The following is a 13,882-nucleotide window of genomic DNA, read 5'->3' as shown; positions in this document are numbered from 1 at the left end:
GCGAGTCGGGCCGCGGTCGCCTCCTCGGTGCCCACGGCCGCGAGCCGGGCCGCCTCCTCCGCATCGCCCCGTCGTACGGCGGCCTCGGCGGCAGCCTCCTCGGCGACCCGTCGGGCCTCGGCGTGCTCGGTGACGGCTCGCTCCGCGGCCTCCCGGGCCTGGATGGCCTGGGCCGCGGCCGACGCGTGCTCGAAGGTCGCGCGCTCGGCCCGCTCGCGTGCGGTCGAGGCCGCGAGGGCCGACTCCTCGGCCACCAGCCGCTCGGCGGCCTGCTCGGCGGCGGCGAGCTCGGCCGCGCGGTGCAGGGAGGCGGCCTGGGCCGCGGCGAACGTCAGCTCGTCGGCGCGGGCGCGCGCCTGCTCGACCGTCTCCGAGCCCTGCGACGCCTCCGGCTGACCCTTGCGGCGCCAGCGGCGGGCGCCCTCGCTGTCGGGGGGAGGGTTGCTGGAGCTCACACCCGCAAGAGTAGTGACCTCAGTAGACGACCGCTTGCGCGTCCGGTGCCAGGATCTCCTCGGCGAAGACCGCCGCGCCGGCGATGCGCACCCCCGGCAGCAGGTCGCCCTCGGTGAGCCCGCGCCGCAGCGCGCACTGCGAGCAGACCGTGACCTGTCCCGCCTCGACCACCAGCCCGAGCAGGTCGGCCACGGGGGTGGCGTGCGGGAGGTCGAAGGCCGCGGCGCGACCGGGGACCGCCAGCCACGCGGCCTCCCCGGTCAGCCAGAGCGAGACCGGAGCTCCCGCGGCGACGGCGGCGGCGGCCACGGTGAAGCCCTGGTTGCTGCGCTCGGCGTCCTCCGCCCCGCAGGTGACCTTGACGACCAGCGATCGCGACATGGCGACAGACTAGGCTGGCACCGTGGCCTTCGAACTCCCGGACAACCTCCACCCCCAGTGCGGACCGGTGGCGTGGATGCTCGGCACCTGGGCCGGCAACGGTCACGGCGCCTACCCGACGATCGAGCCCTACCAGTTCGGGCAGGAGCTGATCTTCACCCACGACGGCCGCCCGTTCCTCCACTACTTCGCCCGCTCCTGGATCGTCGACGAGTCCGGCGAGAAGGTGCGCGACGCGGCGCTCGAGACCGGCTTCCTGCGCTGCCAGCCCGACGGGCAGATGGAGCTGCTGCTGACCCACAACACCGGCTTCGTGGAGATCTACTACGGCACCGCCGGCGAGGGGAAGCTCGAGGTCAGCACCGACGCCGTCGTGCGCACCCACACCGCCAAGGAGTACGTCGGCGGCCACCGCCTCTACGGCAACGTCGAGGGCGACCTCCTCTACGCGTTCGACATGGCCGCCATGGGCCAGGAGCTGCAGCCGCACACCTGGGCCCGTCTCCAGCGGAGGTGACCGTGGCCGACGACTGGCGCACGCGCCTGCGGGAGAGCGGTCACCGGCTCACCCCGCAGCGCGAGCTGATCCTCGCGGCGGTCGAGGAGCTCGGTCACGCCACGCCCGACCAGGTGCTGGCGCAGGTGCGCCGGAGCTCGGAGGCGGTCAACATCTCGACCATCTACCGCACCCTCGAGGTGCTCGAGGGCCTCGGCCTGGTGCGCCACGCGCACCTGTCGGACCGCGCCCCGACGTACCACTCGGTGACCGACCACGAGCACTTCCACACCGTCTGCCGGAATTGTGGGCGCGTCACCTCCGTTGACCCTGGTGTGCTGACCTCCCTGCGCGACACGCTGCGCGACGACCACGACTTCGCCGTGGACGTCGGCCACCTGACGGTCTTCGGGACCTGTGCGCGGGGGTGTGAGTCATGACCGACCCCTCCCCGCTGCTGGCCCTGCCCGGCGCCGTCGCCGGCAACGGCGTCGACGCGCCCGTCGCCGCCCACTACGGCTCGTTCAACACCGAGCAGCGCTCGCTGGAGGCCGGCGAGGGCTTCGTCGACCTGTCGCACCGCGACGTCGTGCGCATCAGCGGCCCCGACCGCCTCGACTGGCTGCACAACCTCACCACCCAGTTCTTCGCCGGCCTCGCGCCCGGCGTCTGGACCCAGGCGCTGGTCCTCAGCCCCACCGGCCACGTCGAGCACGAGCTCCGCGGCGTCGACGACGGCGAGTCGTTCACGGCGTTCACCGAGCCCGGCGCCAGCGGCCCGCTCATCGCCTTCCTCGAGCGGATGGTCTTCATGACCCGCGTCGAGATCGCCGACGTCACCGACCAGCTCGCCGTCACCTGGCGCCCCACGCCCTCGTTGGTTGAGGAGGGACGAAGTCCCGTCTCGAAACCAGACGAAGGCACCTACTACCTCGTCCCTCGCGACCAGCTCGCGACGTTCGCCGAGGCCGCCGGACCGGCCTGCGGCCTGTGGGCCTTCGAGGCGCTGCGCATCGCGCGCGGCGAGCCCCGCTTCGGCCTCGACACCGACCACCGCACCATCCCCAACGAGGTCGGCTGGGTCGGTACGGCGGTCCACCTCGACAAGGGCTGCTACCGCGGCCAGGAGACGGTGGCCCGGGTCCACACGCTCGGCCGCCCGCCGCGGCGCCTGGTGCTGCTGCACCTCGACGGCTCCGAGAACCGGCTCCCCACGCGCGAGAGCGAGCTGCTCCTGGGCGACAAGCCGGTCGGGCTCGTCGGCACCTCCGCGCGCCACCACGAGCTCGGCCCGATCGCGCTCGGCCTGGTCAAGCGCAACGTCGCCCTCGACGCCACCCTCACCACCGACTCGATGCCGGCCGCCCAGGAGGTCGTCGTCGACCCCGAGGTGGGCCTCCACGTGCGGCCCCGCCGCTAGATGCGAGGCACCGACCGCGCGGTCGTGGTGGTCATCGCGCTCGCCCTCTCCGGGCTCACCGCGCTGCTGATCGCCGGTCACGGGCCGTGGGCAGGGCGCACCCTGATCGCCTTCAGCCCGCGGCACGGCCTCAACAGCGGCGACGTGCCGATCCTGCTGACGTGGGCGGTCGGGATGGCCGGCTGCAGCTACCTTCTGCTCCGCAGGGACTGACGGCCCGCCACCGCGGGACAGCGACGCGACAAGGAGAGACGACGTGACCATCGGCGAGGACGAACCCGACAAGCGCGGTCGCACCGGACTGCACCTCACCGGCCTCGACCTCGACCGCAACCCGGACATCGCGGTCCGCGAGGTCGAGCTCCTGGCGTGCGACTGGTACGTCCTGCGTGCCACCACCTACGACCGACGCCGCGCCGACGGGTCCTGGCTCACCGAGCGCCGCGAGACCTACGACCGCGGCAACGGCGCCACCATCCTGCTCTACGACACCGAGGCGCGCCGGGTGCTGCTCACGCGCCAGTTCAGGTACGCCGCCTACGTCAACGGCCACCCCGACGGGATGCTCACCGAGACCGCGGCCGGCCTCCTGGACGAGCAGGACCCGGAAACCGCGGTGCGCCGCGAGACCGCGGAGGAGACCGGCGTCGAGGTCGGCGAGGTGACGCACGTCTTCGACCTGTTCATGAGCCCCGGCTCGGTGACCGAGCGCCTGCACTTCTTCGCCGCGCCCTACGACTCCCGCAGCGTCGACCACCGCCTCCACGGCGTCCACGACGAGGGGGAGGACATCGAGCTGGTCGAGCTCGACTTCGACGCCGCCCTTCAGGCCATCGGCACGACCATCACCGACGCCAAGACCGTCGTCCTCCTGCAGTGGGCCGCCACCGCCGGCCCCTTCGTCGCCCGCCCCTGAGGCCCACCCTCCTCGATCGGTGACCGGGTCCGGAATCCCGGACTGGCAACGGGGACCGGGATCCCTTGGTTTACTTGGCGCTCACGCTCGACGACCGACCAGGAGTTCCCCTTGAGCACGATCGCGGCCGCGGAGTCGGGCACCATCGAGGCCGGTGAGCTGACCGAGGCGCGCAGCATGCTGGCGGCGGTGGAGGACGTCTTCTCGTCGCGGATCGCCGGGCAGGAGCAGGTGCGGACCGCGCTGCTGACGACCGTCCTCGCGGAGGGCCACCTCCTGCTGGAGAGCGTCCCGGGACTCGCGAAGACCCTGGCCGCCTCCACGCTCGCCCGGTCGATGGACGCGATCTTCGCCCGGATCCAGTGCACCCCCGACCTGCTGCCCAGCGACATCGTCGGCACCCAGGTCTACGACCCCCGCACCCATGAGTTCGACACACAGCTGGGTCCGGTGCACGCCAACATCGTGCTGCTCGACGAGATCAACCGGGCCAGCGCCAAGACCCAGTCGGCGATGCTGGAGGCGATGCAGGAGCGCCAGACCTCGATCGCCGGCGTGGTGCACCGGCTGCCCGAGCCGTTCATGGTGCTGGCCACGCAGAACCCCATCGAGGAGGAGGGCACCTACGTCCTGCCCGAGGCCCAGATGGACCGGTTCCTGCTGAAGGAGGTCGTCGACTACCCCTCCCTGTCCGAGGAGCTCGACGTCCTCGACCGGGTCGCCGACGGCACCCTCGGTCCGCACGCCGTCGACGTCTCGCCGGTGCTGAGCACGGCGCAGGTGGTCGGGCTGCAGCGGCTGACCGAGCGGGTCTACGTCGACGCCTCGATCAAGGACTACATCGTGCGGCTGGTCCACGCGACCCGCCACGTCGGCGACGTCCTGGGCCCCGAGCAGGCCAGGTACGTCGAGATCGGGGCGAGCCCCCGCGGCAGCATCGCCTTCCTCCAGGTCTCGCGGGCGCTGGCCGTCCTCGACGGTCGCAACCACGTCCTCCCCGAGGACGTGCGTCGGCTGCGCCACGGCGTGCTGCGCCACCGGATCCACCTGACGTTCGAGGCGCTGGCCGACCGGGTCCGTCCGGAGGAGATCATCGACGCGCTGTTCGACGCGGTCCCGACCCCCTGAGCGGATGACCACCCACCTTCCGCGGATCAAGGCCCGGTTGGCCATCCACTCGCACCGCAAGGTGCGCGGCCTGCTCCAGGGCGAGTACGCCTCCACGGCGGTCGGACGCTCGATGGACCTCAACGACCTGCGCGAGTACGTCCGGGGTGACGACGTGCGCGACATCGACTGGAAGGCGTCGGCCCGCGGCGGGCAGATGCTCGTCAAGCGCTTCGTCGCCACGCGCAAGCACACCGTGCTCGTCGTCGTCTCCACCGGGCGCAGCATGGCGGCCGTCAACGAGCAGCTCCTCCCCAAGCGCGACCTCGCGGTGTTCGTCGCCGGGGTCGTCGGCTGGTTGGCGGTGCGCCACGGCGACCTCGTGGGCGTGGCCTACGGCGACGCGGCGGCCTGCCACGTGCGACCCGCCTCGGGCGGCGAGCTCCGGCTGGAGCGCTCGCTCGGTGCCGTCCACGACGCGATCACCCCCCACGCGGCCCCGGCCGACCTGGCCGGTCTGCTCGAGCACGTCGCCCGCGTCGTACGTCGGCGCCGCACGATCATGGTGGTCGTCTGCGACGAGCACGGCCTCGACGAGCGGACGGTGGCGGCGCTGGGGCGGGCGCGGGTGCAGCACGAGGTGCTGCTGGTGACCCTCGACGACCTCGACCCGACCCGGCGTCCGGTGCCCGGACTGACCGACGTCGACCAAGGCGCCCCCCTGCCCGACTGGCTGGGAGGGGACGCCCGCCTGCGTCAGGACTTCGTCGAGGCCGTCGCCACGGAGGCCGCGGGTCTCAAGGCCCAGCTCGCGCGGCTCGGGATCCCGCACGAGCGGGTCGCCGACCACGAGACGGCCGTGCCCGCGGTCTTCCGGCTCCTGGAGAGGCACCGGCATGCTCGCGGCCGCTGAGTTCACCGGCCCGACGTCGTACTCCCCGTGGCTGACGTGGCTCGCGATCCTCCTCCCGGTGCTCGTCATCGCCTGGTACGCCGGGGTGACCTGGTGGTCGCGGTCCGCGAGCCGCCCGCGAGCGACCCGGGCCGAGCGGCACCGGCGCGAGCACCTGGCCCGCCTCGACCGCGTCGAGGCCGAGGTGGGCGGGGGAGACCTCTCGCTGCGCGAGGCGCACCAGGAGATCAGCGAGATCGTCCGCTCCTTCGCGACCGCGGTGGGGGCCGTCGACGCGCGTGCGATGAACCTCGAGCAGCTGCGCAGCCGCGGGCCGGCCCCGGTGGCGGACCTGGTCGCGCTGGTCTACCCGCCGGAGTTCTCCCCGGGCTCGCAGGGACACCCGGCCGACCGCCTCGGCCCGGCCCTGTCGGAGGCGCGGGCCGTCATCACCGGGTGGGCGCCGTGAGCGAGCTCCGGTGGCCGATGCTGGCAGTGGGTCTCGCAGCGCTGGTCGTCGTGCTGCTGCTGCTCTGGATCCGCCGGCCCCGCAGCGCGTACGACGGCGTGCTGGTCGCCCACACCGAGCGCCTGCGGGCCCTGCCGCGCTTTCGTACCTTGGCGCGGCGCGAGCAGCTGGTCGCGGCGCTCGCAACCGCCGGCGCCCTGGGGATGGTCGCGGGCGCGATCCTCCTGAGCGCCCGTCCCGCCCGTCCGGTCGTGGTCGAGCCCGACCGCAACGGCCGGGACATCGTGCTGTGCCTCGACGTCTCCGGCTCGATGGACCGGTGGAACCGCCAGGTCGTCGAGAGCTTCCGACAGCTGCTGGACGGGCTGAACGGCGAGCGCCTCGGCCTGACCATCTACAGCGGCCTGTCCATCTCGGTGTTCCCCCTGACCGACGACTACGACTTCGTCCGCAGCAAGCTGGACGAGGCGGAGGCAGCCTTCTCCAGCGAGGACTACGACTACTTCGTCGGCACCGAGGCGGTCGAGGAGCGGGCGAGCCAGACGGGCGACGGCATCATGTCGTGCCTCCAACGGTTCGACGTCGAGCACGACGACCGCGGTCGCGCGGTCGTGCTCGCCACCGACAACGACCCGCTCGGCCAGGGGATCTTCACCGTCGAGGAGGCCGCCGGTGAGGCGAGGCGGGACGACGTGGTGGTCTACGGCGTCGGCACGCCGGGCATGAGGCCCGAGCGCGCCACCGAGCTCGCCGACGCGACCGCGACCACCGGCGGGTTCATGTCGGTCGTCGAGGACACCGGTGGCGTCGACGACGTCGTCCGCGGGATCCAGGAGATCGAGCGCGACCGGCTGCGTCCCATCCCGACCGGCGTCGAGATCGACGAGCCGGCCGTCCCGTTCGGGATCGCCGTCGCGGGCTTCGTCGTGCTGCTCGGCGGCGCCCTCCTGGGCAGGCGTCGATGAACCCCCTCCTGGACGTGCCCCTGATCGTCGTCGGCGCCCTCGTGCTGCTCGCCGCGGTCGTCTACGGCGCCATCTGGTCACGGCGCAGCGAGCGCGGCGGGTGGCTCCTCCGCGGGCTGATGGTCGCGCTCCTGGTCGCCATCGCCCTGCGCCCCGGCTGGGGGGAGGAGCCGGTCGCGCCCACCCGCACGGCCGACCTCGAGGTCCTCGTCTTCCTCGACCGCACCACGTCCATGTCGGCGCTGGACTGGTCGGGGCAACGGCCTCGCTTCGCGGGGGCCCGGGCCGACCTCAACGCGCTCGTCGACGCGTTGCCCACCGGCCGGTTCACCGTCGTCTCGTTCGGTCGCCGGGTGCGCGTCGAGCTGCCGTCGACCCAGGACGAGACCGTGATCGCCGACTACGTGCAGCTGCTGCGCCGCGAGGAGGCGTTCGCGGGTGACGGCTCGAGCCTGGACCGCCCGCTCTCCACGATGGCGAGCCGGCTCGCCGAGCTGGAGGAGCGCTCGCCGCGTCGCCCGCGCCTGGTCGTCCTGATGGGCGACGGCGAGAACACCGAGACCCAGGCCCAGCGCTCCTTCGCCGCGATCGCCCCTCTCGTCGACGCCGGTGTCGCGCTCGGCTACGGGACGGCCGCCGGGGGTCGGATGCCGCTGGTGGAGGGACGCCCGGAGGAGGGGTGGGTGCCGGACCGCCGAGGAGGTGATGCCGTCTCCCGGATCGACGAGGCCAACCTGCGCTCCGCCGCCCAGGAGATGGGCGTGCCCTACCTCCACCGCACCGGGACCGGCGGGCTGGACGCCGTCGCGGCGGAGTGGGGCGACCGGTTCCAGGAGCCGGACCCGGCGTACGACGGTGCCGAGGTGCCGGTGGCCCTGGACCTGTACTGGATCCTCGCCCTCGCCCTCCTCGTGCTGGTGCTGGTGGACCTGCGCCGTCACTGGCGACGTGGTTGGGCGGCCCGGAGGTCGCTGGCATGAGCAACCCTCGGCGCACCCGGACGCGCAACCGGCTGTACCTCGTCGGGGTCCTGCCGGCCCTGCTGATGCTCCTGGTCTCCGGTCGCATCGGGCTGCTGCTCGTCGAGGAGTCGCAGGGGCTGTCGGCCTTCGAGACCGGTGACTTCGACGACGCGCGCGGTGACTTCGCGCTCAACCAGGTCCTGAACCCCTTCGAGCAGTGGATCGCCCACTTCGACGAGGGTGCCTCCCGGCATCGTGCCGGTGACCTCGACGGGGCGGTGAGCTCCTACGAGCGGTCGCTCGACGAGGACGTGCCCGAGGAGTGGGAGTGCCGCGTCCGCAACAACCTCGCGCTGGCCCACGAGGAGCTGGGCGACGCGCTGGTGGAGGAGCGCGGGAAGCTGGCCGCCGAGGACGAGTGGCTGATCGCCCGCCAGGTGCTCGAGGGCTGTGTCGAGGTCGAGGCTGCCAAGGAGGCCGCGCGAGAGGCCGAGGAGCTCGACGATCCCCGTGACCCGGCCGACGCCGACACCGACCAGGACGGCGAGATCAGCGCCGAGGAGGCGGCGGCGCAGGCGGACACGGACCAGGACGGCGAGGTGAGCCCTCAGGAGGCGGAGGCCGCCGCCGAGGCGGACACCGACGAGGACGGGGTCGTCAGCGCCGACGAGGCTCGAGCCGCTGCGGAGGCGGCGGCGGACGCGGACGCCGACGGGGACGGTGAGGTGACTCCGGAGGAGCGGGCAGCCGCCGACGCAGCGCTCGCCGATGCCGACCGCGACGGCTCCGTGAGCCCGGAGGAGTCCTCCGTGGTCATCGACGACCGCCTCGCGGACAAGCTGGCCGACCGTGACCCTCCCGACGCCGAGGACGCCGCCGACCCGCCGCCGGCGGACGAGACCGTCGCCGAGCGCCAGCAGCGTCTCGCCGAGCGCAACCGGCGAGCGCTCGAGCAGCGTCGCCTGGAGGAGCAGCGTCGCGAGTCGCGCCGGGACACCCGCTCCAACTCCATCTCGGAGCCGGCGCCCGTGCCGGAGTGGTGAGACCTAGCCGCGCCGGTACTGCACGTGCGTGTCCGCGTCGGCGTGGGTGAAGCCCAGGCCGGAGTAGACCGCGATCGCGGGTGCGTTGTCGGACTCGACGTAGAGGATCACCTCGTCGACGTCGGCGAGGTGGTGCAGGCCGGCGAGCGTCAGCGTCTTGCCCAGGCCCTTGCCCTGCGCGGCGGGGTCGATGCCGACGACGTAGACCTCCCCGGTGACCGGCGAGTGGCGCTTGGTCCAGTGGAAGCCCAGCAGCCGTCCGTCGCCCGCGTCGGCCACCAGCAGGCCGGCCGGGTCGAACCACGTCTCGGCCATCCGTGCCGCCAGGTCGTCGGTGTCCATCGCACCCTGCTCCGGGTGGTGCGCGAACGCCGCCGCGTTGACGCGCAGCACCTCCGCGGCGTCGGTGGGCCGGTAGGAGCGCACCTCGATGCCCTCCGGCACGACGAGCGGCGCCAGCGCCGCCGTGGTCGGTCGGCGCATCACCCACAGTGCGCGCACCGCCTCGAAGCCGTGGCTCGCCGCCAGGGCCGCCGCTCCGGGATGGCCGACGTGCGACCACGCCAGCAGCGTAGATCCGTCGTGATCGTCCAGCACCTGCTCGAGCAGCTCGCGGCCGATGCCGTGGCGCCGGGCCTCGGGCCGCACGACCAGGCTCAGCTCGTCCCCGACCAGCAGCGCGAACCCGTCGTCGTGGGTCCACTCCTGCGCCTGCTCGGGGTGCAGCCGGCGCGCGCGCCAGGTGCCCTCGTCGATCGGGGCGGCTCCGTCGACCGCCTCGGCCTCGGTCGCGATCAGCTCGAGTCGACTCATCCGGTCAGCCTAGGGCTGCGCTCAGGCGTCCTGCTGCTGCCGCTCGGCGACGAGGGCCGCGTCGGCGGCGCTCTCCTTGTCCTTGGCCGGCACCACGAAGCGGTAGCCGACGTTGCGGACGGTGCCGATCAGGGTCTCGTTCTCGGGGCCGAGCTTGGCGCGCAGCCGGCGCACGTGGACGTCGACGGTGCGGGTGCCGCCGAAGTAGTCGTAGCCCCACACCTCCTGCAGCAGCTGCTGGCGGCTGAAGACCCGGCCCGGGTGCTGGGCCAGGAACTTCAGGAGCTCGAATTCCTTGAACGTCAGGTCCAGCGAGCGCCCGCCGATCTTGGCGGTGTAGGTCGCGTCGTCGACCACGACCTCGCCGGAGCGGATGACGTGGGCGTCGGGGTCGGCGGCGTCGCGGCGGGCGTTGAGCCGGCCGATGGCGAGCTTGATGCGGGCCTCGAGCTCGGCGGGGCCGCAGGTGTGGAGGACGACGTCGTCCATGCCCCAGTCGTGGTTGACGATGGACAGGCCGCCCTCGGTCACGACCAACAGGACGGGCACGTCGGTGCCGGTGGTGCGGATCAGCCGGCACAGGTCGCGCGCGCCGGCGAGGTCCTGACGGCCGTCGACGAGCAGCAGCCCGGCCTCGGGCGCCTCGAGCAGGGCGCTGCCCTCCGCGGGCAGGACCTTGACCTGGTGCCCGAGCAGCGACAGACCGGGCAGCACCTCCGACGACGGCTGCAGTGCGCTCGTGAGTAGCAGCAGTGTGCTCACAATGGTCTCCTCCCGACAATGGGGCGGGGACCGAAACGCAACGCTGGGCTCCGGTCAGGCGAATCTGAGGAGAAGAGTACCGAAACGTGTCAGACACAGTGGATCGTTCCAAGTTAAATGAGACCGATCTCATCCGGGTCCGTTACTGGGCCGCCGCACGAAGTGCGGCCGGCGTGGACGGCGACGAGCTCGCCGTCACCGGCCCGATATCTCTGGCCGACGTGCTCCAGCGCGTCGCCGACCTGCACCCCGGCACCCGGCTCATGGACGTCATCGGCGTCTGCTCGGTCCTCCTCGGCGACCGCCCCGTCGCCACCGAGGACCCCGCGGAGCTCCTGGTCCCGCCCGGCTCCACCCTCGAGTTCCTCCCACCCTTCGCCGGCGGCTGACAGACCCCGCTAGGGGGTTTCGAGACGGTTGCTGCGCAACCTCCTCAACCCACGATCTCGGTGGTCGAGCAGGGAGGCGCGCCAGCGCCGACCGCCCGTCGAGACCCCGTGAGGGAGGCAGGGCGGCGGGGACGGAGGGTGCCTCAGGTGCGGGGATCTCGACGGGCGCTCAGGCGCAGAACGCCTTCGCTGCTCGATCACCGGAAGTAGCGCGCCTGCCTCCGTCGCTGGCGCTCCTCGCACCTCGACCACCGAAGGCGGCGGAATGCCCAACGACGTCGCGTCGTTGACGCCCACGTGCCCACCGGACTCCTCGTGCTCGTCGTCGCCGTCGTGGCGGCGCTCGCGTTCGGCGGCTACCGCGCGCTGACCGACGGCCGCTTCCGCGGCACCCACCAGGTGCGCGACGCCGAGACGGCGGAGCCCGAGCAGCCCCAGGCCGTCGAGCCCACCCCGGACTCGCTGCTCGCCGAGACCGCCTGGGCCGACCAGCTGGGGGAGCGGGCGACGCTGCTGCAGTTCTCCTCGGCGTTCTGCGCGCCGTGCCGCGCTACCCGCCGGATCCTCACCGAGGTGGCCGAGGTGGTCCCCGGCGTCGCCCACGTCGAGGTCGACGCCGAGCACCACCTCGACCTCGTGCGCCGCGTCGGCATCCTGCGCACCCCGACCACGCTCGTGCTCGACGCGGACGGCGTCGAGGTCACCCGGGCCGCCGGTGCTCCCCGCAAGGAGCAGGTCCTGCAGGCGCTGAGCCGCCTCACCTGAGCCTCAGCCTGGGTGGAGGTACTCCGGCGACTCCTCGACGCCCGACCGCAGCCGGGCCAGATCGACGCGCACCATGTGCGCCACGACGTCCTCGAACGTCTGCGTCGGCTCCCACCCCAGCACCCGCCGCGCCTCCGAGGGGTCGGCGCTCATCGTGGGGGAGTCCGAGGGCCGCAGCAGGGCCACGTCCTGCACGACGTACGCCGCCGGGTCGCCCGCCCCCGCCGCGTCGAACGCCGTCACCAGCAGGTCGTGCAGCGTGTGCGTGACCCCGGTGGCGATCACGAGGTCGGTCGGCGCGTCCGCCGCGAGCATCCGCACCATCGCGTCGACGTAGTCAGCCGCGGCGCCCCAGTCGCGCGCCACGGCGAGGTTGCCGAGCGTGAGCTCGTCGAGTCGACCGAGCGCGATCTCGGCGGCGGCGCGGACGATCTTGCGGGTGACGAAGCGCAGTGGGCGCAAGGGGCTCTCGTGGTTGTGCAGCACGGCCGTGCAGGCGAACAGGCTCTCCTCCTCGCGGGAGCGGGTCGTCGCGGCGTGGGCACGAGCCTTCGCGCGGGCGTAGGGGCTGTCGGAGGCGTCGCCGGTCTCCTCGGCCGACCCCGCCTGGAAGAACCGCACGTCGAGGGCGTGCCGGTCACGTAGCTCGAGAAGGGCCGCGAGCATCCGCTCGACCGCGGCGCCGTTGACCTCGTCCACCAGCTCGGGGTGGTCCCAGCTGGCGCCGACCGACGAGAAGCCGGCCAGGTTGAACACCCGCGCGGGCCGGTGCGTCTCCAGGAGCCTGCGGAATCCCGCGTCGTCGCGCAGGTCGTGCTCGACGACCTCGACGCCGTCGAGGTAGACCGCCATCTCGTGCGAGGCCGGGTCGCCCGGGCGCACGGTCCCGACCACCCGGACGCCGCCGGCCACCAGCGCTCGAGCAAGGTAGACGCCGTCCTGGCCCGAGACGCCGGTGACCAGCGCGGTCTGCGCGGACGCGTTCATCGTGGCTGGGTGCCGAACCCCTCGGCGAGCGCGGCGACGTCCGCGTCGACCATGAGGCGCGCGAGCTCGCGCACACCGGTCTCGGCCTTCCAGCCCAGCTGGTCGCGCGCCTTGGAGGGGTCGCCGATCAGCGCGTCGACCTCGGTGGGTCGCTCGTAGCGCTGGTCGAACATCACGTAGTCGTGCCAGTCGAGGTCGGCGTGCTCGAAGGACATCTCCACGAACTCCCGGACCGTCGTGCCGACGCCGGTCGCGAGCACGTAGTCGCTCGGCTCGTCGGCCTGCAGCATCCGCCACATGCCCTCGACGTACTCCTTGGCGTAGCCCCAGTCGCGCACCGCATCGATGTTGCCGAGCATCAGGACGTCCTGCACGCCGGCCTTGATCGCGGCCACCGCCTTGGTGATCTTGCGGGTCACGAAGGTCTCGCCGCGGCGAGGTGACTCGTGGTTGAAGAGGATCCCCGACACGGCGTACATGTCGTAGGCCTCGCGGTAGTTGACCGTCATCCAGTGCGCGTAGAGCTTGGCGGCGGCGTACGGCGAGCGCGGGTAGAAGATCGTGTCCTCGCCCTGGGGCGGGGGAGTCGCGCCGAACATCTCAGAGGTGGAGGCCTGGTAGAAGCGGCAGTCGAGCTTGGCGGCGCGGATGGCCTCGAGCAGCCGGATCGTCCCGATGCCGTCGGCCGACGCGGTGTACTCCGGCATCTCGAACGACACCCGCACGTGGCTCTGGGCGGCCAGGTTGTAGACCTCGTCGGGGCGGATCTCGAGGATCAGGTTGACCAGGCTGACCCCGTCGGTCATGTCGCCGTAGTGCAGGAAGAGGCGCTCGCCGGCCTCGGCGTTCAGGTAGATGGGGTCGATCCGACCGCGGTTGAAGCTCGAGGACCGGCGCACGAGGCCGTGCACCTCGTAGCCCTTGGCGAGCAGCAGCTCGGCGAGGTAGGAGCCGTCCTGGCCGGTGATGCCGGTGATGAATGCGCGCTTCGGCACGGTGGTCCCGTTCTCTTGCCCTGCGGTGGACGTCGGATGGCCCACGAGCATAGAGATCGCGGCC

The 13,882-nt window shown here is 72.7% G+C and carries 19 protein-coding genes; 13 read left to right on the top strand and 6 right to left on the bottom strand.

Annotated features, from left to right (window positions below; all coding sequences use genetic code 11):
* Together IRQ30_RS19520 and IRQ30_RS19515 are read right to left on the bottom strand one after the other, a co-directional pair.
* The coding region (locus IRQ30_RS19520; protein WP_476703681.1) for a hypothetical protein at positions 1–455 on the bottom strand (455 nt) is incomplete at its 3' end.
* Between the two features lie 19 nt (positions 456–474).
* Positions 475–837: a DsrE family protein gene (locus IRQ30_RS19515; protein WP_193609668.1), complete on the bottom strand. Its 363-nt coding sequence runs from the start codon at positions 835–837 to the stop codon at positions 475–477.
* A gap of 22 nt (positions 838–859) precedes the next feature.
* On the opposite strand from IRQ30_RS19515, the gene IRQ30_RS19510 reads away from it, so the two are divergent.
* The 11 genes from IRQ30_RS19510 to IRQ30_RS19460 all read left to right on the top strand — a co-directional run bounded on the left by IRQ30_RS19510 (position 860) and on the right by IRQ30_RS19460 (position 9,107).
* Positions 860–1,354, top strand: a complete 495-nt coding sequence (locus IRQ30_RS19510; RefSeq protein ID WP_193609669.1) for a heme-binding beta-barrel domain-containing protein — start codon at positions 860–862, stop codon at positions 1,352–1,354.
* 2 nt (positions 1,355–1,356) lie between these two features.
* Complete coding sequence (locus IRQ30_RS19505) at positions 1,357–1,773, top strand: transcriptional repressor (protein ID WP_193609670.1); 417 nt, start codon at positions 1,357–1,359, stop codon at positions 1,771–1,773.
* Positions 1,770–2,753, top strand: coding sequence for a CAF17-like 4Fe-4S cluster assembly/insertion protein YgfZ (gene ygfZ, locus IRQ30_RS19500; RefSeq protein WP_193614595.1), 984 nt, complete (start codon positions 1,770–1,772; stop codon positions 2,751–2,753). The genes IRQ30_RS19505 and ygfZ overlap by 4 nt, the downstream gene beginning before the upstream one ends.
* A complete protein-coding gene (locus IRQ30_RS19495) occupies positions 2,754–2,966 on the top strand; it encodes a hypothetical protein (RefSeq protein WP_193609672.1) in 213 nt (70 codons plus the stop codon).
* Between the two features lie 43 nt (positions 2,967–3,009).
* Positions 3,010–3,669: an NUDIX domain-containing protein gene (locus IRQ30_RS19490; protein ID WP_193614594.1), complete on the top strand. Its 660-nt coding sequence runs from the start codon at positions 3,010–3,012 to the stop codon at positions 3,667–3,669.
* Positions 3,670–3,780: 111 nt separating this feature from the next.
* Positions 3,781–4,797, top strand: coding sequence for an AAA family ATPase (locus IRQ30_RS19485; protein ID WP_476703680.1), 1,017 nt, complete (start codon positions 3,781–3,783; stop codon positions 4,795–4,797).
* Between the two features lie 4 nt (positions 4,798–4,801).
* Positions 4,802–5,689: a DUF58 domain-containing protein gene (locus IRQ30_RS19480; protein WP_193609674.1), complete on the top strand. Its 888-nt coding sequence runs from the start codon at positions 4,802–4,804 to the stop codon at positions 5,687–5,689.
* A complete protein-coding gene (locus IRQ30_RS19475; RefSeq protein WP_193614593.1) occupies positions 5,673–6,137 on the top strand; it encodes a hypothetical protein in 465 nt (154 codons plus the stop codon). The genes IRQ30_RS19480 and IRQ30_RS19475 overlap by 17 nt, the downstream gene beginning before the upstream one ends.
* Positions 6,134–7,102: a VWA domain-containing protein gene (locus tag IRQ30_RS19470; RefSeq protein ID WP_193614592.1), complete on the top strand. Its 969-nt coding sequence runs from the start codon at positions 6,134–6,136 to the stop codon at positions 7,100–7,102. Before IRQ30_RS19475 ends, IRQ30_RS19470 begins: the two co-directional genes overlap by 4 nt.
* Positions 7,099–8,082, top strand: coding sequence for a VWA domain-containing protein (locus IRQ30_RS19465; protein WP_193614591.1), 984 nt, complete (start codon positions 7,099–7,101; stop codon positions 8,080–8,082). Before IRQ30_RS19470 ends, IRQ30_RS19465 begins: the two co-directional genes overlap by 4 nt.
* Positions 8,079–9,107: a tetratricopeptide repeat protein gene (locus IRQ30_RS19460; protein WP_193614590.1), complete on the top strand. Its 1,029-nt coding sequence runs from the start codon at positions 8,079–8,081 to the stop codon at positions 9,105–9,107. The genes IRQ30_RS19465 and IRQ30_RS19460 overlap by 4 nt, the downstream gene beginning before the upstream one ends.
* A 3-nt stretch (positions 9,108–9,110) precedes the next feature.
* Here IRQ30_RS19460 and mshD read toward each other — a convergent pair whose 3' ends face one another.
* Together mshD and IRQ30_RS19450 are read right to left on the bottom strand one after the other, a co-directional pair.
* A complete protein-coding gene (mshD, locus tag IRQ30_RS19455) occupies positions 9,111–9,920 on the bottom strand; it encodes a mycothiol synthase (protein ID WP_193609679.1) in 810 nt (269 codons plus the stop codon).
* A gap of 21 nt (positions 9,921–9,941) precedes the next feature.
* Positions 9,942–10,682, bottom strand: a complete 741-nt coding sequence (locus IRQ30_RS19450) for a winged helix-turn-helix domain-containing protein (protein WP_193609681.1) — start codon at positions 10,680–10,682, stop codon at positions 9,942–9,944.
* Positions 10,683–10,768: 86 nt separating this feature from the next.
* Between IRQ30_RS19450 and IRQ30_RS19445 the strand changes: the two genes are divergently transcribed.
* A complete protein-coding gene (locus IRQ30_RS19445; protein WP_338089795.1) occupies positions 10,769–11,071 on the top strand; it encodes a MoaD/ThiS family protein in 303 nt (100 codons plus the stop codon).
* 297 nt (positions 11,072–11,368) lie between these two features.
* Complete coding sequence (locus IRQ30_RS24290; RefSeq protein ID WP_193614589.1) at positions 11,369–11,836, top strand: thioredoxin domain-containing protein; 468 nt, start codon at positions 11,369–11,371, stop codon at positions 11,834–11,836.
* Positions 11,837–11,839: 3 nt separating this feature from the next.
* Here the strand turns inward: IRQ30_RS24290 and IRQ30_RS19435 are convergent, their stop codons facing one another.
* On the bottom strand, positions 11,840–12,823 hold the full coding sequence (locus IRQ30_RS19435) for a GDP-mannose 4,6-dehydratase (RefSeq protein ID WP_193614588.1): 984 nt from the start codon (positions 12,821–12,823) through the stop codon (positions 11,840–11,842).
* Positions 12,820–13,818: a GDP-mannose 4,6-dehydratase gene (gene gmd / locus IRQ30_RS19430; RefSeq protein ID WP_193614587.1), complete on the bottom strand. Its 999-nt coding sequence runs from the start codon at positions 13,816–13,818 to the stop codon at positions 12,820–12,822. Before gmd ends, IRQ30_RS19435 begins: the two co-directional genes overlap by 4 nt.
* Positions 13,819–13,882: the final 64 nt, after the last annotated feature.

Source organism: Nocardioides lijunqiniae (assembly GCF_015024225.1).
GTDB classification, from domain to species: Bacteria; Actinomycetota; Actinomycetes; order Propionibacteriales; family Nocardioidaceae; genus Nocardioides; species Nocardioides lijunqiniae.
The sequence above is the reverse complement of the archived record's forward strand: the minus strand, read 5'-3'. Positions and strand labels throughout refer to the sequence as shown.